This window comes from Halosegnis longus (assembly GCF_009663395.1).
Taxonomy (GTDB): domain Archaea; phylum Halobacteriota; class Halobacteria; order Halobacteriales; family Haloarculaceae; genus Halosegnis; species Halosegnis longus.
In genome coordinates, this window is record NZ_QKNW01000001.1 from 2,353,135 (window position 1) to 2,376,293 (window position 23,159).

Annotated in this window: 24 protein-coding genes and 1 pseudogene; 7 read left to right on the top strand and 18 right to left on the bottom strand. The window is 54.7% G+C overall.

Annotation, left to right across the window (positions count from 1 at the left end):
* The first annotated feature begins 22 nt into the window (after positions 1–22).
* Positions 23–733 carry a helix-turn-helix domain-containing protein gene (locus DM818_RS12760; RefSeq protein WP_075936360.1) on the top strand — a complete coding sequence of 237 codons (711 nt, stop codon included), beginning with the start codon at positions 23–25 and terminating at the stop codon, positions 731–733.
* An 89-nt stretch (positions 734–822) separates the two neighbouring features.
* The gene (locus tag DM818_RS12765) at positions 823–1,428 is read left to right on the top strand and encodes a class I SAM-dependent methyltransferase (protein WP_075936359.1); all 606 of its coding nucleotides are present in this window, start codon (positions 823–825) and stop codon (positions 1,426–1,428) included.
* 88 nt (positions 1,429–1,516) lie between these two features.
* Here the strand turns inward: DM818_RS12765 and DM818_RS12770 are convergent, their stop codons facing one another.
* From DM818_RS12770 to DM818_RS12805, 9 genes are all read right to left on the bottom strand, one after another.
* A complete protein-coding gene (locus DM818_RS12770) occupies positions 1,517–2,563 on the bottom strand; it encodes an NAD(P)/FAD-dependent oxidoreductase (RefSeq protein WP_075936358.1) in 1,047 nt (348 codons plus the stop codon).
* Positions 2,564–2,923 carry a thioredoxin gene (gene trxA / locus DM818_RS12775; RefSeq protein WP_075936357.1) on the bottom strand — a complete coding sequence of 120 codons (360 nt, stop codon included), beginning with the start codon at positions 2,921–2,923 and terminating at the stop codon, positions 2,564–2,566. It abuts the gene before it with no gap.
* Between the two features lie 161 nt (positions 2,924–3,084).
* Positions 3,085–3,489 carry a helix-turn-helix domain-containing protein gene (locus DM818_RS12780; RefSeq protein WP_075936356.1) on the bottom strand — a complete coding sequence of 135 codons (405 nt, stop codon included), beginning with the start codon at positions 3,487–3,489 and terminating at the stop codon, positions 3,085–3,087.
* Positions 3,490–3,595: 106 nt separating this feature from the next.
* The gene (locus DM818_RS12785) at positions 3,596–4,627 is read right to left on the bottom strand and encodes a sulfite exporter TauE/SafE family protein (protein WP_153952664.1); all 1,032 of its coding nucleotides are present in this window, start codon (positions 4,625–4,627) and stop codon (positions 3,596–3,598) included.
* Positions 4,624–4,776, bottom strand: a complete 153-nt coding sequence (locus tag DM818_RS15435) for a DUF7512 family protein (protein WP_449272347.1) — start codon at positions 4,774–4,776, stop codon at positions 4,624–4,626. The genes DM818_RS12785 and DM818_RS15435 overlap by 4 nt, the downstream gene beginning before the upstream one ends.
* 284 nt (positions 4,777–5,060) lie before the next feature.
* Complete coding sequence (locus DM818_RS12790; RefSeq protein ID WP_153952665.1) at positions 5,061–6,236, bottom strand: inorganic phosphate transporter; 1,176 nt, start codon at positions 6,234–6,236, stop codon at positions 5,061–5,063.
* 11 nt (positions 6,237–6,247) lie between these two features.
* Positions 6,248–6,706: a YeeE/YedE family protein gene (locus DM818_RS12795; RefSeq protein ID WP_075936354.1), complete on the bottom strand. Its 459-nt coding sequence runs from the start codon at positions 6,704–6,706 to the stop codon at positions 6,248–6,250.
* Positions 6,703–7,260, bottom strand: a complete 558-nt coding sequence (locus tag DM818_RS12800; protein WP_075936353.1) for a YeeE/YedE family protein — start codon at positions 7,258–7,260, stop codon at positions 6,703–6,705. The genes DM818_RS12795 and DM818_RS12800 overlap by 4 nt, the downstream gene beginning before the upstream one ends.
* Before the next feature lie 8 nt (positions 7,261–7,268).
* Entirely contained in the window at positions 7,269–8,462 is a 1,194-nt protein-coding gene (locus DM818_RS12805) for an MBL fold metallo-hydrolase (RefSeq protein WP_075936352.1), read from the bottom strand.
* Positions 8,463–8,713: 251 nt separating this feature from the next.
* Between DM818_RS12805 and DM818_RS12810 the strand changes: the two genes are divergently transcribed.
* Both DM818_RS12810 and DM818_RS12815 read left to right on the top strand, forming a co-directional pair.
* A complete protein-coding gene (locus DM818_RS12810; protein ID WP_075936351.1) occupies positions 8,714–8,959 on the top strand; it encodes a sulfurtransferase TusA family protein in 246 nt (81 codons plus the stop codon).
* Positions 8,960–8,961: 2 nt separating this feature from the next.
* The gene (locus tag DM818_RS12815; RefSeq protein ID WP_153952666.1) at positions 8,962–9,534 is read left to right on the top strand and encodes a DsrE/DsrF/DrsH-like family protein; all 573 of its coding nucleotides are present in this window, start codon (positions 8,962–8,964) and stop codon (positions 9,532–9,534) included.
* Between the two features lie 433 nt (positions 9,535–9,967).
* Here the strand turns inward: DM818_RS12815 and DM818_RS12820 are convergent, their stop codons facing one another.
* From DM818_RS12820 to DM818_RS15405, 3 genes are all read right to left on the bottom strand, one after another.
* Positions 9,968–11,086: an aminotransferase class V-fold PLP-dependent enzyme gene (locus tag DM818_RS12820; protein ID WP_075936349.1), complete on the bottom strand. Its 1,119-nt coding sequence runs from the start codon at positions 11,084–11,086 to the stop codon at positions 9,968–9,970.
* Positions 11,087–11,101: 15 nt separating this feature from the next.
* A complete protein-coding gene (locus DM818_RS12825; RefSeq protein WP_153952667.1) occupies positions 11,102–11,440 on the bottom strand; it encodes a thioredoxin family protein in 339 nt (112 codons plus the stop codon).
* Positions 11,441–11,618: 178 nt separating this feature from the next.
* Positions 11,619–12,011 (bottom strand): helix-turn-helix domain-containing protein, encoded by a 393-nt coding sequence (locus DM818_RS15405; RefSeq protein WP_197738621.1) that lies wholly within the window; start codon positions 12,009–12,011, stop codon positions 11,619–11,621.
* 159 nt (positions 12,012–12,170) lie between these two features.
* Between DM818_RS15405 and DM818_RS12835 the strand changes: the two genes are divergently transcribed.
* Positions 12,171–12,611, top strand: a complete 441-nt coding sequence (locus tag DM818_RS12835) for a DUF302 domain-containing protein (RefSeq protein WP_153952668.1) — start codon at positions 12,171–12,173, stop codon at positions 12,609–12,611.
* A gap of 21 nt (positions 12,612–12,632) precedes the next feature.
* Here DM818_RS12835 and DM818_RS12840 read toward each other — a convergent pair whose 3' ends face one another.
* From DM818_RS12840 to DM818_RS12855, 4 genes are all read right to left on the bottom strand, one after another.
* A complete protein-coding gene (locus tag DM818_RS12840; protein ID WP_153952669.1) occupies positions 12,633–13,193 on the bottom strand; it encodes a class I SAM-dependent methyltransferase in 561 nt (186 codons plus the stop codon).
* A 103-nt stretch (positions 13,194–13,296) separates the two neighbouring features.
* Positions 13,297–14,190: a sulfurtransferase gene (locus DM818_RS12845; protein WP_075936345.1), complete on the bottom strand. Its 894-nt coding sequence runs from the start codon at positions 14,188–14,190 to the stop codon at positions 13,297–13,299.
* The gene (locus tag DM818_RS12850; protein ID WP_075936344.1) at positions 14,187–14,912 is read right to left on the bottom strand and encodes a helix-turn-helix domain-containing protein; all 726 of its coding nucleotides are present in this window, start codon (positions 14,910–14,912) and stop codon (positions 14,187–14,189) included. Before DM818_RS12850 ends, DM818_RS12845 begins: the two co-directional genes overlap by 4 nt.
* 210 nt (positions 14,913–15,122) lie before the next feature.
* Positions 15,123–16,901 carry a cbb3-type cytochrome c oxidase subunit I gene (locus DM818_RS12855; RefSeq protein WP_075936343.1) on the bottom strand — a complete coding sequence of 593 codons (1,779 nt, stop codon included), beginning with the start codon at positions 16,899–16,901 and terminating at the stop codon, positions 15,123–15,125.
* A gap of 221 nt (positions 16,902–17,122) precedes the next feature.
* Here DM818_RS12855 and DM818_RS12860 point away from each other — a divergent pair, with 221 nt between their 5' ends.
* Positions 17,123–17,347, top strand: a complete 225-nt coding sequence (locus DM818_RS12860) for a YgaP family membrane protein (RefSeq protein WP_153952670.1) — start codon at positions 17,123–17,125, stop codon at positions 17,345–17,347.
* Positions 17,348–17,367: 20 nt separating this feature from the next.
* Here the strand turns inward: DM818_RS12860 and DM818_RS12865 are convergent.
* Positions 17,368–17,580: pseudogene (locus DM818_RS12865) on the bottom strand (RNA-guided endonuclease TnpB family protein); the annotation flags it as partial.
* A gap of 85 nt (positions 17,581–17,665) precedes the next feature.
* Here DM818_RS12865 and DM818_RS12870 point away from each other — a divergent pair.
* Positions 17,666–17,932 carry a DUF2061 domain-containing protein gene (locus DM818_RS12870; RefSeq protein ID WP_079988845.1) on the top strand — a complete coding sequence of 89 codons (267 nt, stop codon included), beginning with the start codon at positions 17,666–17,668 and terminating at the stop codon, positions 17,930–17,932.
* 933 nt (positions 17,933–18,865) lie between these two features.
* Here DM818_RS12870 and DM818_RS12875 read toward each other — a convergent pair.
* Positions 18,866–22,438, bottom strand: coding sequence for a PAS domain S-box protein (locus tag DM818_RS12875; RefSeq protein WP_172977321.1), 3,573 nt, complete (start codon positions 22,436–22,438; stop codon positions 18,866–18,868).
* Positions 22,439–23,159: the final 721 nt, after the last annotated feature.

Here is a 23,159-nt window from a genome sequence, read left to right on the forward strand (position 1 = left end):
AGACCAGCTCAAAGTTGGTCGTATGAGCCTGTACGAGGCCTCGATACGGGTCAAACACGAGTGTCCGTACCGAGAAATCTCAGAGCGCCATCCGGATTTGACGATACGCGAGTGGCCGCTGAGTGACTGCCAAGTGCTCGAAATTAGCTCTGAGGCAACGCCGACTAACGAGCTACTCGATGAAATCAATCAGTTAGGGACCGTCCTCCACGAATCGGAGGACGAAGACGGGTATCATGTCGTCACGCAGTCGTGTCTCTGTTCACTGGAAGAGTCCATCATCGACCGATTTGAAGAGCACAACTGCCTGTATCAGTCGCCGACCATCTACCGCCAAGGCTGGGAACACTACACGGTAGTCGCATTCGATGGTGAAGACATCCGAGAGCTACTCGATAGTCTGCGCTCCGACAGGGAGATCGAACTGCTCTCGAAGACCTCGATTTCGGAGACCCAGATCCCCCACAGCATGCTGGCACCGGCAGGTCAACTGTTTGAGGACCTCACCGATCGACAGCTAGCGGCACTCCAGTTAGCACTAGAACGTGGGTACTACGAGCAACCGCGGAAGACCTCTCTCCGAGATTTGGCCGAACAGACAGCCGTCGCTCGTTCCACCTACGAAGAACACCTCCGGAAGGCCGAAAACAAACTCCTCACGAACGCGGGGCAGTTCTTGCGACTAGTCACCGCTACCTCGACATCTGATCCGTTACAAATGGAAAAGACATAACAAGCCAAACGAGCTCTCGATTAGAGCCGCCGAGTCAAGTTTGGTGGTGGGCGGCAAATCACACATCAAGACAAAAATACGAGCACAATATGAGTGATGTCGAGAGCTTCATTCGATTCTGTGAGAGTGATTTCGGGACGGCAGTCATGGACCACGAGGCCGCGTACGTGAAACAGTATGTCGGGGCCGACGACCGATCTTTGGACGTTGGATGCGGCATCGGCTCGCTCGAACAACGTCTTCCCGAGCATGAAATAATCGGAGTGGATTGCTCGGAGGCGATGATTCAGGCAGCCCAAGAACGATTTTCTGCACCGTTCGTACTCGGCGATGCGACCACGCTCCCCGTTACAACGGCGTCGGTTGATACCGTCGTTTTTGTATCAACACTCGAATTCATTCCCGATACTGATGCAGTCCTTGCAGAAGCGACACGCGTACTCGCTCCTGGAGGAACGCTCATCGCACTCGTGTTGAACACCCGTTCCGAGTACGTTCAATCGAATCTGGAGCGAGAAGGTTCCTACTTCCAGCGGATGGTCCACCAGGATTCTGAAGCATTGGTGGGCACAATTCTGGAATACGTTGAGGGCGAGCAGGAGTTCTTTTTAGGTATTTCCGACGAGCAAGTCTTTGAGAGCACAGACCCATCGAAAGCTGCAATCTCAGCGGTAGTCGGGGCTCTGCCTGAGTGACGATGATACCCGTTCCCAGATTCCGTGAACACGAACTAAATAACGGACTCAGCGGTACTACGGACGAGTACCGTAGAAAACTTGGAAATCATGGTGCGGATTGTTCCGGGCGAGCTGGTGCGGTAGCGGACGATTCATCTAAATTCTGTCGCGTCTCGAGAAACTCCTCGGCATCGAGGGCAGCCATACTCCCGGTGCCGGCGGACGTGATCGCCTGCCGGTAGCGGGGGTCAGCAACGTCGCCAGCAGCGAACACCCCCTCAACGGTTGTCTGGGCTGTGGGCCGCCCAGCCTCGTCAGTCTGTGTGAAGACGTAGCCGTCCTCATCTTGTTCGACGCCGGTGCCGTCGAGGAACTGCGTGTTCGGCGTGTGGCCAACGGCGTAGAACACGCCGCCGACGTCGACCGTCTCGCGTTCGACACCGATACTGGACTCAGCCTTCTCTCTGGGATATCCCTCGGGATGGGAGACGAGCGTGGCACCGGTCACGCCCTCCTCTTGGGAACCGTGGATGGCTTCGAGCTCCGCGTTCCAACGGAACTGGACGTCGTCATGGTCACGAGCACGGTCGGCCATGATCTCCGATGCCCGCAGCTCTTCGCGGCGGTGGACGACCGTCACGGAGTCGGCGAACTTCGCGAGGAACAACGCTTCCTCCATTGCGCTGTCGCCGCCGCCGACCACGAGGACGTCGTTGCCGCGGTGGAACGCGCCGTCACATGTCGCACATGTCGAGAGGCCTTGGCCCATCAGTTCGCCTTCGTTCTCGGCGCCGACCCAGCGAGCGCTCGCGCCAGTGGCGACGATCAACGCCTGCGTGTAGACTGTATCCCCGGTCGACAGCGACAGCTCCAGCGGCTGGCCGTCCAAGTCGGCGGCCTCGATGCTTCCATGCTGGAACTCGGCGCCGAACTGCTCGGCCTGCTCCTTGCCGCGCTGAATCAGCTCCATCCCACCGACCCCCTCGGGAAATCCGAGATAGTTCTCAACATCGGTCGTGAGCGTGAGCTGACCGCCCGGCTCGTCACCCTCCAGCACGAGCGGATCGAGGTCGGCCCGCGCGGCATAGACCGCCGCCGAGAGCCCGGCGACTCCCGAACCGGCGATGACGAGATCGTGGGTATCCTGAGTCATTTACTCGGTGTAGGTGTCGATGAGCGTTCGGAGTTGGTCTTCGCCCTGAAGACCGACAATTTCCTCAACCTGTTCACCATCGGCAAACAGGACAAGGGTGGGAACCCCTCGAACGCCGTAAGCCGCAGCGAGTTGTTGGTTTGCATCGACATCAACTTTCGCGACGGTAGCACCCGTGTCGGCGGCTAACTTCTTGACAATCGGTTCGAGCATCTGGCACGGCCCACACCAGTCAGCGTAGAAATCAGCAAGGACTACGTCATGTTCCGCGATGATCTCGTCAAGTTCGGACTTGCCACTAATGTGGAGTGATTCATTCGCAGTCGATGCGCCAGTCTCGGCACTTGTCTCTATCGTCATCACCAGTTAGTATGCACTGGTATGAATTAAGACTTGTGTGTAGTAATCACAATACTATACACATTCAATCGGTTCAATCAACTTCTGCGGATATCTCTGAATCGGGAGTGAGATGTATGCCCACCGCGCGCCTCTGTTAACGTCCAAGAGAAAGACAGCGATTAGCTCTCAGCAGCAGGGACCGCCGTTTCAGACTGCTCATACTTCGTTTCAAACTCCTGAATGAGCTGGCCCATCTTGGCATACCAGTCGTTAAGCAGTCGCTGCATGTCGTCTGCGATTTCCGACGGGTCCGTCGGCGAGTAGACGTGATAGTAGCCGCCTTGGTCGTAGTTAATCTGGTTCTTCTGAATGAAGCCGGTTTGCAATAGCCGCTGAACTGCCCGATAGGCGGTCGAACGCTCCCGTTCGACAGCGTCTGCGATTTCATCAACGGTTAGTGCATCGTCGGATTCGACGAGCGCCCGGAAGCAGTCCTTGTCAAGCTCTTTCAGTCCGTGGAAACATTCGAGGAGTCCCTCACACTCCATGTCTCGACGGAGTTGTTCAGACATTGAATCTGGCATTGTTATCACTGTACAGTACGTCTCACGCCAATAAAAGACTTGTGCGCAGACTGCACACATACGCGCACAAGCCGTCAGGTGAGAATAGCTGCGGTGAAATTTATTCTTAGTCTGCCGCGTTAGGTGTTGGCGTTTCTTCTGAACGAAGTGCCTGAATCGAACTGACAACGACGGCACCAGCGACCAGTGTGGCAGCACCAAGGATGATAACCAGCGAGACAGTCTGCAGGACTGGTATATCCATGACGTTCCCAACCTTGCGGACGGCAACGGCGAGTGCTCCCAAGAGTAACATCACCCCGAAGTAGACCTTGATTTCGTCTTCGTTGACGAGGCTCGTTGCTCCTGCACCAAGTCGCGCACCTAGCGCACTCCCTGCGAGTAGCGGTACAACAATCGAGAGGTTCACTGCTCCGTCCATTGCATAGAGGAAGCTCCCGATCCCTCCCGAGAAGACGATCTCGAACAGGTCTGTGCCGACTGCAATCGGGACGGGGACCCCGATGAGGTAGAACAGAGCTGGCATCCGAATGAAGCCACCACCGACACCGAGGAATCCGGAAAGGAGTCCGGTTACGAATGCAACACCCAGAATCATCCATAGGGAGACGGTGATGCCACCTCGAAGACTCATCATCGGGGGAACCCGATAGGATTGAATCTTCTTGGCAATCTCCGGGATATCCTCTGCGTCAGCCTCAGCGTCGGCATCGTGACTGATGCCACCACTACTGTCCCCCTTGGTCGCCTGATAGGTGATGAACGCACCAATCCCGCCCAATAACCCGACGTAGATGATGCTCACAACAGTATCAGCGAGGCCCATTCCTTGGAGGAAATGAAGGCCGATTTTGCCCACTTCAATGCCGGCTGTGGTTCCAGCAATCATGAGCACACCGAGCTTGTAGTCCACCTGCCCGAGATCTCGGTGTTTGAGTGTTGCAATGACGGACGTTGCAAACACGAACGCGAGCCCAGACGCGACGGCGACATCTGTCTTGTACCCCATCACCAGCAGTGCAGGGGTCACTAAGAATGAGCCACCCATGCCAAAGAAGCCGAATAACAGCCCAATGAGAACGCCAAAGCCTACAAACAGGGCGAGCAGAGGCGCTGGGCTTCCGAGTAATTCAATCATTCTTGGCGACTCACCGCGTTGATGATAGTCTTGCCAAAGACGCGCTCAAGTAGGCCATAGCCCAGATACAGGACAATAGCCTCTAGCAATACAACTCCGACGACAAGCATGGCACCGTCAATGCCACTTGCAGTTTCAAGTCCGAACATTCGCCACCACCGTTGGCAGTATTGTGCATTTCATGGTTTACTACTCATTTCCGCGTAACCGGTGGTAGGGTATAACAGTTTTGGAACTTTTGCACAATACTATCCAGCGCGGGAAGCAGTAAGTTATATCAAACTCATAGACACCGGGCCGACGAAAGTCTCTCTGCAGGGTTGTAAAATCGAATCTGTGGATTGCTTGTGAGGTTCGGAGGATAATAGCGGTGTACGTGTAGTCAGTTGATAACAAAGGATTGGTTTGATGATACTATATTAGATGATGAGTTTCACACTAGGATCATTCCAGCGAGATATGCGAGGCTGAATGACAGAGCGAACGACCCAGCCCACGCGCCTACTGTCATGAGAATCTTCCGTGCATCTATGGCCGCTCGCCCTCCGACCGCTGCGCCACTACCAATAATAGCACTAACGACGATCTCGTTGAAAGACACTGGGACACCCAACAAGACCGCAAGTTGGGCGATGAGGAACGACGGCACGAGTGCAGATATCGACCGGCGTGGCCCAAGCGATGAGTAATCTTGCGCAAGCGATTTAATCATCCTGGGTGCGCCTGTCCAAGAGCCGATGAGCATACCCAGGCCGCCGCCAACAAGGACAACAGAGGTCGGCACCATTCCAACCTCATCGAGCAGGGGCAACAGTGGTCCAACAGCAAGCCCGACCTGACTGCCACCGGCAGAAAATGCGACGAGCGCCCCAAGGCTCAGTAAGACGTGTCGCAGGCCGCTGGCTCTGTCGTGGCGGATGTCGAACCAGGTAAGACCTGCAAGCACAAGTGAGACAATTGCAGTGATTCCAGTGACCGACCCAACCCCCTCCATCGCTAGTCCCCGTCGTATAACCCCGCTAATCGTCCCCGGTGTAGTCCCGACACCAAGGAAGCTGAACTGAATATTCACAAGAACTGCTCCGACGAGAGCGACGAGTATCGGGATACTGTAGCGTTCTGGAACCGTTTCGCGAGGGAGTAGACTTGCGATAACGAATGCGACTCCTCCGCCGACAAATGGTGTAAGTACCCAGACGGCGGCAATCTGCTGATACTTTACCCACACAGGGGTCCCCCCGAGAGCTAGTCCGACACCAATCACTGCGCCCGTCACAGTAAATGCTGTCGCAATCGGGTATCCAGTCAGGATTCCGATAGCCATCAGTCCAGCTCCCAACACCAGTACAAGAATCACACCAGCAATGGGGAGACTAACCCCACCGATGAGACCACTTCCAACTGCTTCTGAGATACTCCCCCCTTGAATAACGGCTCCGGCAAAGCCGAAGATCCCAACAAGAAACGCCGCCCGCATCGTTGCGATTGCATTCGCGCCAACGGCAGGTGCAAACGGGGTTGCACCGCTTGAGCCAGCACCGATGACCCATGCCATGAACAGGCTAGCGAGCGCTGCAGCAACAAAGAGAGCGATAAGAGCGAAATCCATAGAATCGGGAATTAATCCGCGCTAACTGCGGTAGAGTCCCGCTCTGCACGGCGACTCCGCCAGTAGCCTTGGGCATACGCACCGAGGAACATCCCTGCCAGTGCCCAGAGAATGGTGATATTACCAACACCGAGACTAGCATAGGCGGCACCGGGACAAATTCCTGAGAGTCCCCACCCGACGCCAAAGATTGCGCCACCGATGAGCACATTACGATCAAACGGCTTCAAGCGTCGCTCGTATCGGTTTCCGGTGAGCGGTGCGGTTTCTCGGATGCGCGGCAGTAGGGCGAACGCGATGCCGGAGACGATTGCCGCTCCGAACATCACGAACGGAAGCCCCAAATCCTCGAATAGGAGGAAGTTCACTACGACCTCTGGGCGTGCCATATGGCTAAACCCGAGTCCGAATCCGAACACTAAGCCGCCAACAAAAATCAGCGGCTTGAACAACGGATGCCGGTTACTCATGGGCTCACCCCCAGGGCTGCGACGACCTGTGCCGTGCCGATTGCAACAGTCAGGAACGTCAATACGCCCACTAACGATGTCTTCGATGCTGATCCGACCCCGCAGACTCCGTGGCCCGACGTACATCCCTTCCCAACGCGGGTGCCGATACCCACGAGGATGCCACCAAAGAAGAGGCGCCACGGCTGGATATCGGTCGTCCAGAGTGTGACGCCAGCGACCTCGTACAGCTGGCCGGTCGTTCCGGGCTCATACAGCGGACTTGTGATGAGACCGGACTGGAACGTCGCGGCAAACGCTAGCGCTCCAAGAATGATGCCTGCCGTGAACAGTACTCGCCAGTCTCTTGAGGCGACATACTGTTGGAACCGCGATTGGTCGGAAACGTACGATAACGTCGACTCTAAGAATGTACTCGCTCCGGCTGGAATCCCCGTTCCGAGATAGATGAGAACGGTCCCAAGCCCAACAAGGAGGCCACCGACGGCGTAGCGACTAATCCCATTTGGGAAGAATTCGGCGGCTGCTTGGAGCAGTACTACGTCAGTGACCATTGGCGTCGTCAGTCCCCCGCGAGTGAGTCCTGGCTTGCGGCGCAGTTGTTTGGTCCGAGCTCAAGCGTGAACGCTTCGTCATCGTCGACAGGGTTTTTGCCGAGATTCGTAGCAATAATATCCTCATAGTTCGCTGGCCGTGGTGGCATGTCGGAGAGGACCAGCTCGACAAACGCCTCTTTGTCCATTGTCAGAGCGTCCATTTCGGTAACGAGGTCGCCAATCGGTGCTGTGTATGTACCGTCAGCTGCCGGTTCGGCGGCGTCGCTGAAGTGTGCTCCACCGATCAGCGTCTCATCGGGGAGCGAGAGGACACGCTCCTGTAGCGACTCGTATAGCATCCGAGCAGCGTCGGGCGCTCCGTCATCTCCTTCCTCGAGGTCCGGACGAGCAACGCTCTCGATGAACAATCCATCACCAGTGGCGAGCAGGCTATCGTCAACGAGGTAGGAGGTCATCCCAGTCGTGTGGCCTGGTGTATGAATCGCCTCGATGGTCGCGTTGCCGATGTCGAATGTATCACCATCGGCAGCTGTTGTGAACTCATCCGCATAGACGATGCCACGGCCGACAGCGGCCTCGGGGATGACCGCCTCAACCCCACGGTCGTCTAGGTCGCGTACTCCAGAGATGTGATCCGCGTGGACGTGCGTGTCGAATGCATACTTGAGATCGACACCGAACTCATCGGCATCATCGAGGTAGCGATCGGTGAAGGCGCGCAACGGGTCGATGATGGCAGCTTCATCGTCATCGTATAGGAGATATCCGAGACATCCCGAAGATGGACGCTGGTACTGGATGAGGGTCCCCTGCCCGTCGTATCGTTCGACCTCAACGGCTTCATAGATACTGGCCCAGCCGTTCATGCCGTCCTCGAGATGATCAACATCGTATCCGTGTTCCGCGAGCGTACCTGCAACGTATTCGCTGGCACCACCCTTGGCACAAAGTACCGTTATCTCACGGTCGTCCGGTATCTGGCTGAACACCTCAGTGTCGACCTCATCGTCGAGGAACTCGAAGTAGGGGATATTGATCGACGTGACGTTTTCGCCGCTAATCCGCCACTCATCGTAATCCGATTGCATACGCGCGTCGAGGAGCGTGATGTCCTCGCCGGCGTCAATGCGATCTTTGAGCGATTCTGGGTCGATTGATTCGACCTCGACATCCGGAGTCGGGAAGTCGTCTGCGTTCATCTTGTGCAGTCATTTCTACCGGTGGGATGCACAAAAGGGTTTGCATAGTAATTCAGTTTCTAAGCAATACTATATCCAATTAGCATTGCTTCTGAATCCCAGAAGCCAGCCCTAAGCGGTTCTGAACAGCATATAATACGTTTATCCCGCTTAGATAGGAATCCGCGTAGTGCACAATAATCGATATGCTTTTACTCCCAAGGCCAATATTGTGTGATAGCTCCAATACAGACTAACGGAGCAGATAACCAATGAGTGTAGAATTCGATATTGCGGAGACGCTTGATGTGAAAGGTGAATCGTGCCCGATGCCGGTCGTAAAGACCAAATCTACGATCGATGGTCTCAGTCAGGGAGAGGTGCTTGAGGTCCTGGCAACGGACTCGGGGAGTATGAGCGATATTGACGGCTGGGCAGATGGTACCGATGGCGTCGAACTCATCGAACAGCAAGAGGGCGATACCGTGTACAAGCACTACGTGCGTAAGACCGAGTAATAATGAGTACGGACACCCCTGACGCGCCGACCAGCGACGCGCCATCGCGTGCGGAGCTAGCCGCGCGCGTTGACGAGCTTGAGGCTGCGCTGGCAGACGCCACCGATGAGGAAGGTCAAAAGAAGATGAGTATCATCGCGACAAAGGGAACGCTTGATATGGCGTACCCTCCGCTCATCCTTGCCAGCACTGCGGCTGCCTTCGGCTACGAAGTAACGGTCTTCCACACATTCTGGGGACTGGATATCCTGCACGAAGAGCGCTCGAAGAACCTCAAGCTCAGCTCTGTCGGGAACCCCAACATGCCTGTTCCGAACGCAGTTGCTGCGCTTCCCGGGATGGATCGGGTCACCACCAAGATGATGGAGCGGAAGATCGACGACAACGACACTGCAACGATCGAGGAGCTCATCGAAACAAGCCTCGATATGGGTGTTGAGTTCCAAGCCTGCCAGATGACTATCGACCTCATGGACTATGACGAGCAGGACTTCTATGACGGTGTGACTACTGGCGTTGGTGCAGCAACCGCACTCCAAGATATGGCCGATGCGGATATTCAGCTGCTCGTCTAACTACTAGATTACAGATTCCTCCCATTGTCGGCGTTCTGGAGCCGTACCCTCCATACTGTCGGGTTCATGAATCAAGAGCTGGATGACACGTAGCGAGCGGAAGCCCACCCCTCCAGGGGTAGGAGAATATCAAAGGAGAATCGCATCTGCAGAATTTGTACGTCTCGAAGGGCACTCAGGGGGATTATGATCCAAGTGCCATGTCGGTTGGACGTCGCAAACTTCCTCTGACGTTGCCCGAACTGTGATCTGCACTTACTCGCTTACATCTATCGAACTTAATTATTTTGCCAGTGTGTCTACCCTGTCGATGCGGCTATACACCAGCACACTGTCGCTGTCTCTGCTCAATCGATTGAAGTAGTGAGTAAAGAAGTGCATACGTGTAATCAAGAAAGAGCGAGAATATCTCAACGCGGGTACACGGGCCTCCTCAGTCCCACTCTGTCTCCAGCCCGCTTACCAAATCCGCAATCTCGGTAGATGTATTCACAGCATGGACTGATGCACGGATTGCGTTCGGTGAGGGCAACGACCGAACAACAATGCCCCTCGAACTGAGTCGATTTACCGTCCGTTCTGGGTCCTCGACTTCGATTGTCACAAGTCCAGACTCTGGATCGATCGGGCTGTGGAGTTGTTCGTCAGGCACTCCATCAATCAACTGCTTGGACAGCATCTGAATCCGGTCTGCAATGCGGTGGACGCCGACCTCATCAATTACATCAATCGCTTCGGCCAGCGCAACATGTGAAGCCGGATTTGCTGACCCGACTTCGAACCGACGAGCGCCCGGGGAAAACTCGTACGGGTCCGAAGTTGGTGTTTCAACGCCCCGGTAACCGATACTCGAGGGGTGGAGCTTCTCTGCAGCTTGGTGGTCGACATACAGTATTCCACCACCCCACAGCCCGAGGAGCCATTTGTGACCGGCGGCTGCAACGGCATCGGCTCCCCATTCCTTGACATCCATCGGAAGCTGCCCTGGCACTTGCACAGCATCAACGAGGACGAATGTGCCAGCATCATGAGCAATCTCCACGAGCTCTGCGACAGGTAATTGCGTGCCATGCGTCCAAGTAATCGCACTAAAACACACTAACCTCGCTCCTCTGACGGCGTCGATGAACGTATCGACGTCGACTCGCCCATCTTCAGTTTCGATTACTTCGACGTTGACGCCCCTTTGAGCTAATCGCTGCCATGGAAGGGTTACTGCTGGATGTTCAAGATCTGTCCGAACGACAGTGTCTCCTGGCTCCCAGTCAATTGCGTTTGCAATTGCGTTGATTCCAGCAGATGTACTCTCGGTCAGCGCAACCTCACTCGGATTGGCACCAATGAAGTCAGCAGTCCGGCCACGCACGTTATCATACGTTTCGAACGCGACCTCATACGGATCTCTTCGGCTATTTGTCTCGTACTCGTGGGACTGGATGAACTCACTAGCGGCATTCACAACATACTCTGGGCTCGGTCCGTGAGCGCCGAAGTTCAGATATGTATCTTCCTGCAGCGCAGGGATATCAGCACGGAGTTCGTTTGAATCCATGATTGGGTATGTTGCTTACGCAGTGTACTGTTCTATCAGGTCCTTGAGTGATTCCTTAGATTGGCTACCACGAAGCCGCTTCACCGGGCTTCCTGACACGAACAGCACGAACGTGGGCGTACTCTGGGCACCAAACTCGATTGCTGTCTCAAGATTCGTTTCGATGTCTACTGTTACTACCGTAGCATCGGTCTCCTGTGCCAAATCCTCAAGAACCGGCTCCATCTGCGTACACGATCCACACCATTCGGTGTAGAACTCAACGAGTCCGACTCCTTCCTCGCCGACAACAGTCGTTATATCACCCTCATCAAGTGAGCGAACAGTGTTTGCTACAGTTGACTGTGCTTCCATCAATCACATGTACGTACTGCTCTGGTAATAGTCTTGTGAATATTGTACAATATATTCTTCAGCCAGGGCGACTCCATTGAGCAGGTGATGGGTAGGACCGGTCTTGATTTACTTCTGATTAGGACAGAGTAGTACGACATCTGGATTCAACCACAAGGCACTGAGAGACTTGTAGCAACTACTCCTGAGATATCGAACTCTCCTCTGTCGAGAAGTCACATTGCCGGATTAGTTGATCCGTAACCGAGTACCAATCGTTTAGCAATGCTTGCATATCGTGTGCAATTTTCCCTGGCTCTCGTAGCCGGTACTCGTAATAATACCCATGCTTACTTTCCACCCTTCGCTGAATTACGATGTCCAATTCTACGAGCCGCGACAGGGATCGATGCGCTGTTGACCGGTCACACGCCAATTGGGCCGCGATCTCATCGGCAGTGCACTCCTCTGTTGCCCTGTGTATGGCTTGAAATACGGCTTTGTCTCGATCGTTGAGGCCGTAGACACAGTCTAGTAATTCGGGAGTGTGTACATCAGTGCTTAGTCTTTCACGGATAGATGTGGTTCTCATTAGTGAAAATAGAGTGCCAACACCAATGAAAGTTATTCTGTTATGGCACAATACTGGGCGGATTAGATTCTAATCCAGTAACGGGTACGAGTATAATGCAGCCTTAGCGGTGTCCCTCGCCGAAAGAGATTTGTGTCTTATGCCCATTATACTACACGAATGTCTCTTCCAATTGACCCCGAAGAAATTGCTCCAGAAGATATCGGTGAAGCGCGTGCCACCCTCGACATGAGCCATGACGACGCGATTGAACACGTCCGTAGTGTGTTTACTGATGCAGGGTTCGGTGTTCCCGTCGAATTTTCCCCCTCTGAGATGCTTAACGAGAAGGTCGATGCAGGTCGCGACCCATATTACGTGCTCGGCGCCTGTAATCCATCAGTCGCCGACCGGGCCCTCGAAGCTACTGACAACAAACTCGGCGCACTCATGGCGTGTAATGTTGTTATCTGGCAAGAAGACCCCGGTACACAGATTGTGTACCACACCTCGATTATGCGTATTGCCCGGCTAGTTGGGATGGCGCCAGATGATGAAGAGATGGCAGATATCATCGCCGACACGGGTGAGCTCGTCGACGAAGCGTTCGAAAATCTATAACACGGGAAGACTGCTGTCGTCTCAGTTTGGTGAGGCGATCACAAGAAATGTCTCTGAACGTATCGCTTGGAAAGAGACATCGAATCCCGCGGCGTCGAGCTTCGTGGTTGTCTCGTCGATACTGTATCGCTCATCAACTGGTGGTCCGGCATCTCCCGGTCCATCAGCTGCCCAATCGAATACAACCAGCTTTCCGTCCGATACAATCACACGTCTTAGCTCCTCCAGGGCGGCTTCACTCGCAAACTCATGGTACGTCATCGTCGACAACGCCACATTCAGCTCATCAGTCTCGAATGGCAACTCCTCAATCCCAGAGAGGATGAGGTCAACATTCTCGGGGACTCCCTTCTCTCGATAGAATTCATGCATCTCCTCTTGGATATCGACGGCATAGACATGATCAGATAGTGGCGCAATCACGTCGGTAAAGAATCCGGTCCCACTGCCTAAATCAGCGACCGTGGTCTCTGATGACGGTTCAAGTGCCCACAACAGTTCCTCTTCTGAGATACGTCGATACCGCTTAGATGCATCCTCAAGTTCCGCTGCTCCATCTGCATCAAATGTATGATGTCCCACGTGCACAATAATGGGCGTGTCGTGAAATACTTGGCGAGCCAGCCTTCATCACGTAATCATAAACCAGATTTTGTGGACGGCCAATCGGACCCACCGTCGGGATTCACTCTCCGGTCTCAATTGGGGCATTAATCATGTTACCCCATTCGACCCAAGACCCATCGTAGTTGGCTACCTGCTCATAACCGAGTAGCTCGTGCAGCACAAACCACGTTACTGCTGAACGCTCCCCAATACGACAGTATGTGACGGTTTGTTCCTCAGGTAATAGTCCCTTATCACGATACACTGCAGCAAGTTGTGACGGCGATTTGAATTTCCGATTTGGCTTGATGTTCTCTGCCCAAAATACGTTTACTGCGCCCGGTATATGCCCACCGCGTAAGGCACTCTCGTTTGATCCTGGCGGCGCAGTAATCTTGCCAGTGTATTCCTCCTGAGTGCGAACATCAATTAGTTGGGTTGAATCGCCAATGGCAGCTTCAATATCCTCACGTGTCGCTCGCAATTCACTGTGCTGTGCCTGAACAATATAGTTGGTCGGCTTGGGGTCTGGAACCGATGTTTCCATCGGATATCCATGCTCTTCCCAGTAGTTCCGGCCTCCGTCCATCACACGGATATCTCCGTGGCCGTAATAACTCATCATCCAATAGAAGTGAGTTGCGAACCAGTTGGCATTGTCACCATAGACAACGATTGTCGTGTCCTCGGTGATTCCGCACTCGCCCAAAACGCGCTCAAGTTCGCTTGGGCCAACGATATCACGACTTGACTCGGAGCGGAGATCATTACGCCAATCCAGTCCGATAGCCCCCGGGATATGCCGTTCCGTATAGAAACTAGTGTCCACGTCAACCTCGAGGAGTCGGTATGATGGGTCATTGCTGGTAAACTGACCTAGATGGGCCTCAACCCAGTCTGGACTCACCAAGATATCATCTGGATACGGTTCGTCGTCTGTGGTGTGGCTGCCGTCTGGATTCGTTGGAGTCATGGGTCAGCTGGGTACTGTGATGCGTAATGCTCGGCGAGCTGTGCGGTTGCCCTCCGAAGTCGATATGACGCTGTTGATTCGGGTATCCCGAGATCAGCTGCGAGGTCAGCGATAGAGACCTGTCGTGGAGTCTCGAAATATCCCCTGTCAACTGCGTGGGTAAGTATATCTCGTTGGTCGTTGGGAAGTGCTTGTGGAGTGACTAACTCATTTCGCCACTGGCTTGACTCATCAAGCCGCTCAAACGTGAACGTCACATCCGCTCCAATACGTGCGGAGATAGTATCATAGATTAATCCCATCTTTTCATCGGATCGGAGTAGTACCCGATACCGCTCTGTGTCGGCTTGTTTGAATACCTCCACTAACGCACCATCAGAGATGTACTGGGATGTGATCGTTGCGACTGCGTCACGGTACCGAATGTCGCCAAGATATGAGTAGATCACTCGACGCGTGGACGTATCGGTCAGCAGGTCATGATAACGTGTTGCCCCAATATCTCTGTCACTAATCGATTCACGGTCCAACGACGGGTTCAATGCGGCCTCAGTTGCGGCTTCAAGCGCACCTGTCTCGCCGATGATTGACTCGAGTCGCACCATCCGATTGGGGCATGTCGAGATATAGAAACTGTGTGACTGTAGACTGGTATGTGCTTGGAACAAGTCGGTGTAGACGTGATCGGGTTGCCGCTGGATGGTGAACACGAATTCATACATGTAATGCTACCCCCGTTCTACCGGCTGAGCAGTGATACACAGGTCTCAATATGAAGAAATCAACCTCAGTGACACTGTGACGATGAAGTACTGAGCTGTCAGTATGAGCCAGGTGCCCTTCCGGAGTGATTGTCACATCTAACGGTTAGGCTGAGACAGGATAAGGGGGCAGTTGGTCTAAGCCAAGTCCCGAGTTATCTCGACTTATTTCTACACTTCATTCTTATTTGTCGAGGACTCTGAATCTTCTCTCTCTTCTTCTCCACCATCTGTGAGGACAAATTGCTCTTCAAACCACTGGAACTCACGGGAGAATTGATCGATTTCCTTGAGATTCCATGGGTCACCGTCCTCGACGTCAGGCCCTTCGTAATACGACTGGACCATATTCCAAATCCAGATGATTTGTGCGAACATAATAAAGAACGCGCCAATTGTTGCGACTTGGTGGAGCGTTGTTACTTGTGCTAACGGTGCGATGAGGCTGTTAAATTCATACGTGGCGTACCGACGGGGCATTCCAAGATATCCCAGAAGCAACATTGCGAAGAACGTCAGGTTCACACCGATAGTTGTGAGCCAGAAATGCCATTTCGCGAGTGCGCCCTGGTACATCTTTCCGGTCACAAGTGGGTACCAGTAGTAGATCCCGGCGAACACTGCATACACTGTTCCTCCCATCAAGAAGTAGTGGAAGTGACCAACGACATAGTAGGTATCATGCAGGATCAAATCCACAGGGATTGCGGCAAGGAACACGCCGGTAATGCCGCCAATAACCAGATTTGCAACGAACCCGATCGAGAACAGCATCGGTGCAGTCAGCCTAATTCTTCCATTCCACATCGTCGCAATCCAATTGAATAGCTTGACGGCTGTTGGTATCGCAATCGCGAGGGTGATTGCCATGAAACTCGCCCGAATGCGGGGGTCAACGCCAGAAGAGAACATATGATGAGCCCACACACCGAAGGAGAGCACACCGATTGCCAGTGTCGAGTATATAACGAATTTGTACCCGAACAGCTCTCTCCCCGAGAACTTCGGAATAATCCATGAGACAAGCCCCATCGCTGGGAGAATAAGGATGTACACCTCGGGGTGCCCCCAAAACCAGAACAGGTGTTGGTATAAGATTGGGCCTCCCCCTTCAACTGAGAAGAACGTTGTAGCGAAGTTACGATCAAGTAGTAACATAATCAGGACGCTTCCCAACAGCGGAAATGCAAACAGAATCTGTCCAGACTGAACTAGTACAGTCCACGAGAAAATATCAAGATTCGCCCACGTCACTTCGTCTCCACGTTCGGTGAATATTGTGGTGATGAAATTAATCGCCCCCATGGTAGCGGAAATCCCGGTCAGGTGCAACCCGAGTAGCATCAAATCAACACCCGGATTTGCCTGTTCCACTGACAAGGGTGCATACATTGTCCACGACGTTTGAGCTGCCTCAACAGCCCCTCCCGTCAGTGGGTCTAAGAAGAAGCCTGCCCAAACAAGGATTGCCCCCGGCGGGAGTAGCCAGAACGCAATAGCATTGATACGGGGGAACGCCATGTCATCAGCCCCGATCAGTAGCGGAATCAGATAATTTGAGAACGCAGCTAGAATTGGCGTCCCAAACAGGATGAGCATCGTGATTCCGTGACTCGTGAGAAGGCCATTGTACAATGCACTTCCACCTAGACCAGCAAGTGCATCCATCCCTGGAGTTGAGAGTTCGATTCGCATTATCGTCGCTGCAACTCCTGCCCAGACAAACATCGCTATGGCATAGACGCCATACATAATCCCGATATCCTTGTGATCAACTGTAGTAAGCCATCGGAGAACGCCAGATGGTTTCGCGTTGCTCACCGTCGTTCCCCCTCCAAAGGCTCCTCGTATATCCAGTGACCGAAGTGTTCCTGCCCTGGACAGGTACGTCACCACCACGACAAGAGCGACTCCCATCAGTACTGTCCCAGCCAATTGTTCGCCTGCCATGGATTTCGTTCATACAGGGGGAGGCATATTCCCACGGTTGGTGTAGAACAACTCTATATTTCTCTGTGAATCTAGCCGTTGTAATCGTGCAGTATTTGAACAACAGTACCTGGGTGAAAAGTCGCTTAGTTCCCTTCTGTGCGTTCTACACTGCTTAAATATTGTAAAAAGTTTGCAAACCAACAGAACAATTTAAGATGCCAGATCCCGTGGCATAGTGTATGGAAACAAACGTCGGCTCAATAGATCAGAGCGTACGTACTGCCCTCGGAGCATCTGCAGGTGGTCTCTCTCTAGCTGTCCTCGCTGGACAGGTAGAACTCCCGATGATTGCTGCTCCAGTGCTTGGCGTTATCGCACTCGTCGCACTGTTTACAGCAGCGACCAAGTCCTGTGGTGTTTACTCAGTACTCGGTGTCAGCACCTGTCCGAGAGACGCACGATAGACCGTCAGTGAACTACCCTGCTCACTCACCGCTGACGCGGTTCGCTCCTTGAGGATAGGGCTTCCTGATTCCACGACGCGCTTTGCAGACACGGAGGTGTCCACAGGGAGTGCAGTCCCCATAGGCGTTGATTCGGAGTGTCCCACTCCTACGTCGTTGAGGCCGCTAGAAAGGATGTTCCATGCCGCGTTCGCGTCTCTGTCCGCCTCGAACCCGCAGCCACGCCTCGAATGAGTGTTAGATATATGGAATGAACATACCAGTAGTGAGGTTTGCAGGCACAACGTCTATTTCTGTTCGTGGGTCCACTTGGCTTAGATGAGTCTGTACAAGAGACTGAAGCAGGGGATTCAGAACATATGGGCACAGTCACCTCATCAGCGGATGTCAAGGGCGCTCATCAAGACGCTCCTATATCGGACACTCATGGTGGTCATCACTATCTCTGTCGCGTTCTTTTTTACTGGGAATACCGGTGATGCCCTCAGTATCGGCCTTGTCTCAAACGTCATCAAGACAGGGACCTACTATGGGTACGAGCGGCTGTGGGATAGAGTCTCGTGGGGAGTAGCGACTACTGATTGATAGGCAAGTCTACTGAGCAATTGGTCCAGAATCTATGATAGACACAGGGCTCTCCCGAGGTCAAGATTCAATCTACTACCTGAACGTCCAGCCGTTGGGCTATTGTGATCGCGGTGGACTCCGTTCGACCGTACTCGTGGATGTGTCCCCTGAGCGCCCCAGCCAGCAAGCTGAGCCAGAGCGTCGTCGTGGACGCAGTATACCCGAAATCGCTACCCAAATCGGTGCCACTATTGGCAGCCAGAGCAACTCCGACAGCGGCCCGGCGGACCCGACAGCCAACAGTTGAAGCGGCAATACGACCACCACGTTGAGTAGGGCGCTCGCGGGGTACATCAAGACCATCGCCGTGAGCCCGGCTAGAACGCCACGCCACACGCGAAGTCGCGGGACTCGCCAGACGACGAATCCAGCGAGGAATCCCTCAGGAACCGTCCCGGCCATTCCAATCACCTGCCCGAACAGCGGTCCATCGTACGCCTCGTCCCCCGAGGATATGATCGTCGAGATACCGACGAGTCGTGTCACTATACTAAAAGCAGTCTTGGTGAGTGCTGCGACAGTTGCCATCGCGTAGTCGGCGCCCGCATCCTGTCGGTGTGGGTACGGAAGCCGGCTCGGGCCGTACGATTAATACTGGACAGGCACATACCGGGTGTCGAGTGTAAACCGAATCACAATCTAACCGCTCGTCATCCTCAGGCATCCACATCGAGTTATGCATGGTAAGCGTCACGGCGGCGGCGAACTCCAGTGTCATCGTCGGGGCCCCGTCCGCGTGCATTGGCGTCACAGTGAGTTCGATACTGCTCACAGTGACGTATTCAGCGACGTCTTGTTTCAATCCCGCGTCGGGTTTTGTCTTTCTCGCATCTTCTCTCCCACCACCCCTCTCCCCACTTTTTTTACGAGCGTTCGTTGTATATTTCTTTCCTATCTAGAATAAGAGAATCTGGAAAGTTTACAGTAGTTAATCTGGCTCTGTTGAAATCCGTTACTGCTGTTACGAAATCGGTGCTGAATACAGGACGCATCCACCAGCCGAAAGCAGTGGGCCGACCAATCTGTGTAGTTCCACCAAGCCCTTACGATTATCTCGACGAACCAGTTGATCAGCCACAGCCCCAGTCCCGAGCCGTGTTCTAAGGCGTGTTCTTCGCCTTTCGATATGACGTTTGCCTCCATGTCGTTGATCCCTGGCCCGTTGTCCGTGACCGAGAGCACGATCCACTCGTCGTCTTCTCTCACGTCGATCGTGACGCGTGGCTCTGGGGCCGTGTTGTGCTTCACGGCGTTTTCGATGAGTTCAGACAGCGCCTCTTCGATTTCGTCGCCGGCACAGAGCGCGCGGTCGGTCCGGACGGACATGTCGAACCTGACATCCGGGTAATCACTGCGATACGATGCAACGATATCCGCAAGGAGCGAATCAATATCGACCCGTTGTGGGTCGATATCTCGATTCGCGATCACTTCGAGGTCACGTGCTTTCTCACCGAGCTCCAGCAACTCCTTGGCTTGCTTTTCGATTCTCTGCCCGAGTTCCCTGCTGTTTTCGTGGGCACCACTGCTGAGTAACGCGCCGTGTCCGCTCACGACGCCCAAGTCGTTTCGGAGATTGTGTCGAAGCACCCGATTGAGGACTTCGAACAATTGCTCCCAGCGTTTCTGCTCGGTGACATCGTTCTGAATCCCGAGGAAGTGCGTCACGGTACCCGTCCCGTCTCGAACCGGGGTAATTCGGACCTGATTCCAGAACGGCGTTCCATCGTTCCGGTAGTTGGCGAGTTCGACAGACACGGGCTCGTGTGCATCGATGTGTTCCCGCAGTGTGGCAACGGCGCTTGGATCAGTCTGCTCACCCTGCAAGAACCGACAGTTTCGCCCGGTGGCACTCGATGCGTCGTAGCCAGTCATTTCCTCGAACCCCTGATTCACGTACACTAACGGCTCGTCCGGCTGCATCGCGTCCGCGAGAGTGATTCCGGCCTGTGCTCCGTCGATCGCCCGATCTTTGATCTGTAAATCGCGTAGCGTCTCTTTTCGCTCCGTAATATCACGAGCAACACCGTGGACGCCGGCGATATCACCATCTTCGATGGCCGGTGTGCCGTTCACTTCCAGCGTCACCGTCTCACCGTCAGCAGTCAGTATGTCGAGCTCGACGTCCTCGATATCGCCGCCGTCAAGCACTGATTCGAACGCAGCCATCGCTTTCGACGCCGACTCTTCGGTAGTGTATTCGACGAACGGCTCGCCGATCATCTCGTCAGGTGCGTATCCCAGAATCCGTTCAGACGCCGAGGAGACGTACGTGAACCGGCCGTCGCGGTCGAAGCGGAACAGCAGGTCGAACGTCGTGTCCGCGATCGCCTTGAACCGGTCTCGCTCGGCTTCGAGATGCGAGCGCGTCGTCGCCAGTTCACTGATTTCGTGGACGACGCCTGCGATCGCCAGATCTCCCGACCCGATTGTCGTCGCGGAGAATTCGAATTCGACAGGCCGCACGTCCCCGTCGTCGGTTCTCAGTTCAGTTTCAACGGTCGTTCTTCCCGACGTTCGAACCCTCTCAAGGGCGGCCTCGTATGTGGATACCTCACTGGAGGGAACGAGTTCGGAGAGGGATGACCCGTGGAGGCTGGCCGCGTCATGGCCCAAGTAGGTTGCCAGCAGTTCAGTAACAAACGTCAACACGCCCTCCTCGTCCAGCAGGAACACTTTCTCGTCGAGCTGACCGAGTGCGCGCTGCAGTCGGCGCATCTCCGTTTCCCGTTCAAGCCGGTCTAAGGCGCTGACTGCCGTCATCGCCAGGAGTTCGACAAGCGCAGCGTCGCCCTCCTCGAACGCGTCCGCTGCCGTCGACCCGATGCCGAGCACCCCGTGCTCACCCAACGGGAGAAACATCCCCGACTCGACCGGCCCGTAATCGACACCCGTCGCCCCGGACAGATCGTCAATCACGACGGGTTCCTGTGACTGGAACGCCCGCCCGGCCGGTCCCTCGTCGTCCTCGAAAACGGGTGGGTCATCGATGGTCTCGCGCGCTTGGGCGGAGTATCTCGTCGGCGGGAGGGTCCCAGACTCGGGGTCGTGCAGTCGAACCGACGCGATTCCGCATTCGAACACGTCTTCGACCTCGTCGATAAGGACCCCGATGAGTTCAGTTTGGTTCGCGACTTCGATGAACGCCTGTGAGGCGGCGAGCAGATCGTTGAGTGTCTGCTCGCGGTCCTTACGCTCCGTCACGTCTTGGGCCGCGCCACGAATCATCACCACTTCCCCGGCCTCGTCGGTGATCGGCACGCCCTGAACGCGAAGCCAGCGGATCTCGTTCTCGGACTTGCGGTAGCGGAGATCCACGTCGAACGGTTCCATCGATTCCATCGCCTCCTCGACGGCCTGCTCGATGATCGGCCGGTCCGCCTCCAGGTACACGTCCAGCGCCTCGTCGAGTGACGGTTCCTCCTCGTACTCGACGCCGAGGAGTTCGAACATGTACTCCGTCCAGAAGACGTCCATCGTCGCCACGTCGATCTCCCAGCCGCCGACGTCGGCGACGCGCTCCGTCTGATTGAGCAGGTCCTGGAACCGGGCGAGTTCCTGTTCTTGCTCTTTCCGCCCAGTGATGTCCGTGAAGTACACCGACAGTCCGTCTTCATCCGGATACGCCCGAACTTCGAACCACACCGCAAGCGGCGGGAAGTACTCCACGAACGAGACGGACTCCTGGGTGTCCAGTGCTTCGTGGTACTTTTGATAGAACGTGGTTTCGACAGCTTCGGGGACGTTCTCCCACAGATGCCGGCCGACGACGTCGGCATCGGGGTCGATCGCCATCGCTTCCCGAAGCACATCAGTCCCCATCTCGTTGCTGTACGTGACCTGCCACTCCGTATCGACGCTGAAGAACGCGTCGTCGACCCGTTCTAGTGTTTGCGCCAGTTCGTCCCGCGCGGATTTCAACTCCTGGCGATACTCTTGCTGTTCGAGCTGTTGGCGCAGCCATTGCGCCATGATCTCGATCAGTGCCTCCTCCCCCTCAGAGAAGTCCGACCGGTGAGGATTTTCGTCCGCGAAACACAGGGTCCCGTACAGCTCTCCGTTCACGTCGATACGGGCACCCATGTAACACCCTAACCCGAACTTCTCGAATGCCGGGTCTGTCCCCATCTCTTCTGCTGCGTTCTCGACAGCGTACGGCGAGTCAGTCTCGGTAGCGATGGTTCGACGACAGTACGTCTTCGACAGCTCACTGGTCAGTCCCGCCTGGATCAGCTCGTGCTCTCCCTGTGCGGCGACGATCTCGAAGTCATTCGATTCCGCGTCGATGTGTGAGAGGAACGCGATATCCACCCCGAACACGTCGGCCCCGAACCCGAGCAACTGGTGCAGTTGCTCGTTGAACAATCGCTCTGGATTCGACGTGATTTGGTGGAGTCGCCGCAGGGTCTCTTGACTCGCTTGTAGCTGTGCCTCGTACTCCTGGCGTTCACGGACCCGAGACACGACGGACTCAATCTGGTTAGCAACGAAACCGCTGTGGACCTCGCCATCGGTCATCTCGACGATCCCGGTCGCTGAACCGTCGAGCACCTGATCGGCGTGTACCGCTCCGGCTGCGATCAGAACCGGGAGTTCCGGATACTCCTCTCGTAACGCAGAGAGTACAGCGACCCCGTCGATCTCGGGAGGGTCATGCCGAGTGATGACACAGTCGATATCCTCGCCAGCAAGAACAGCTCGTGCTTCCTCAAGACCAGAGACCGTCTGAATGTGAAGGCGTTCCTCGTCTTCGAAACTCAACTGCGACGCAAGATTCGTTTCCTCGGCAGGACCCGGCTCGACGATAACCGTCCGGATACTAAACTCAGGTTCCTGTACCATCCAATAATTTGAAATTTGCGGTTAGTGTTGATAATGTTGCCGAATCACGGGGTCACCCCCTGAGAAGTACGTTCGGAGTGGTGAGACAAACGTCTCGAACGGATCGTTTCAATGTCAATTGACTACTGGAAACGATTAAATGTTGCGCAATTGTACATTACAGCTTCTGCATTGCGACTCTAACTGGTAGCGAGGCCGGTCTCACTTATCGGATAGGTCACTCGCTGAATCAAGATAGAGCCGCTGCCCACCACGAATCCTCGATTATACAACAGCGTACAAACAGATAGACGAGGAGGGTACGAACACTGTCGCAAGAGGTGCCACACGTGTCCGAATCCTC

What these genes read in the sequence shown, in the direction of transcription:
- DM818_RS12855 (WP_075936343.1), bottom strand. Translation starts at nt 16,901, where the DNA reads ATGGCAGGCGAACAATTGGCTGGGACAGTACTGATGGGAGTCGCTCTT.
- DM818_RS12800 (WP_075936353.1), bottom strand. Translation starts at nt 7,260, where the DNA reads ATGGTCACTGACGTAGTACTGCTCCAAGCAGCCGCCGAATTCTTCCCA.
- DM818_RS12780 (WP_075936356.1), bottom strand. Translation starts at nt 3,489, where the DNA reads ATGCCAGATTCAATGTCTGAACAACTCCGTCGAGACATGGAGTGTGAG.
- DM818_RS12770 (WP_075936358.1), bottom strand. Translation starts at nt 2,563, where the DNA reads ATGACTCAGGATACCCACGATCTCGTCATCGCCGGTTCGGGAGTCGCC.
- DM818_RS12860 (WP_153952670.1), top strand. Translation starts at nt 17,123, where the DNA reads ATGGAAACAAACGTCGGCTCAATAGATCAGAGCGTACGTACTGCCCTC.
- DM818_RS15405 (WP_197738621.1), bottom strand. Translation starts at nt 12,011, where the DNA reads ATGAGAACCACATCTATCCGTGAAAGACTAAGCACTGATGTACACACT.
- DM818_RS12870 (WP_079988845.1), top strand. Translation starts at nt 17,666, where the DNA reads ATGAGTCTGTACAAGAGACTGAAGCAGGGGATTCAGAACATATGGGCA.
- DM818_RS12765 (WP_075936359.1), top strand. Translation starts at nt 823, where the DNA reads ATGAGTGATGTCGAGAGCTTCATTCGATTCTGTGAGAGTGATTTCGGG.
- DM818_RS12785 (WP_153952664.1), bottom strand. Translation starts at nt 4,627, where the DNA reads ATGATTGAATTACTCGGAAGCCCAGCGCCTCTGCTCGCCCTGTTTGTA.
- DM818_RS12820 (WP_075936349.1), bottom strand. Translation starts at nt 11,086, where the DNA reads ATGGATTCAAACGAACTCCGTGCTGATATCCCTGCGCTGCAGGAAGAT.
- DM818_RS12850 (WP_075936344.1), bottom strand. Translation starts at nt 14,912, where the DNA reads ATGTATGAATTCGTGTTCACCATCCAGCGGCAACCCGATCACGTCTAC.
- DM818_RS15435 (WP_449272347.1), bottom strand. Translation starts at nt 4,776, where the DNA reads ATGTTCGGACTTGAAACTGCAAGTGGCATTGACGGTGCCATGCTTGTC.
- DM818_RS12815 (WP_153952666.1), top strand. Translation starts at nt 8,962, where the DNA reads ATGAGTACGGACACCCCTGACGCGCCGACCAGCGACGCGCCATCGCGT.
- trxA (WP_075936357.1), bottom strand. Translation starts at nt 2,923, where the DNA reads ATGACGATAGAGACAAGTGCCGAGACTGGCGCATCGACTGCGAATGAA.
- DM818_RS12810 (WP_075936351.1), top strand. Translation starts at nt 8,714, where the DNA reads ATGAGTGTAGAATTCGATATTGCGGAGACGCTTGATGTGAAAGGTGAA.
- DM818_RS12790 (WP_153952665.1), bottom strand. Translation starts at nt 6,236, where the DNA reads ATGGATTTCGCTCTTATCGCTCTCTTTGTTGCTGCAGCGCTCGCTAGC.
- DM818_RS12825 (WP_153952667.1), bottom strand. Translation starts at nt 11,440, where the DNA reads ATGGAAGCACAGTCAACTGTAGCAAACACTGTTCGCTCACTTGATGAG.
- DM818_RS12795 (WP_075936354.1), bottom strand. Translation starts at nt 6,706, where the DNA reads ATGAGTAACCGGCATCCGTTGTTCAAGCCGCTGATTTTTGTTGGCGGC.
- DM818_RS12760 (WP_075936360.1), top strand. Translation starts at nt 23, where the DNA reads ATGAGCCTGTACGAGGCCTCGATACGGGTCAAACACGAGTGTCCGTAC.
- DM818_RS12835 (WP_153952668.1), top strand. Translation starts at nt 12,171, where the DNA reads ATGTCTCTTCCAATTGACCCCGAAGAAATTGCTCCAGAAGATATCGGT.
- DM818_RS12845 (WP_075936345.1), bottom strand. Translation starts at nt 14,190, where the DNA reads ATGACTCCAACGAATCCAGACGGCAGCCACACCACAGACGACGAACCG.
- DM818_RS12805 (WP_075936352.1), bottom strand. Translation starts at nt 8,462, where the DNA reads ATGAACGCAGACGACTTCCCGACTCCGGATGTCGAGGTCGAATCAATC.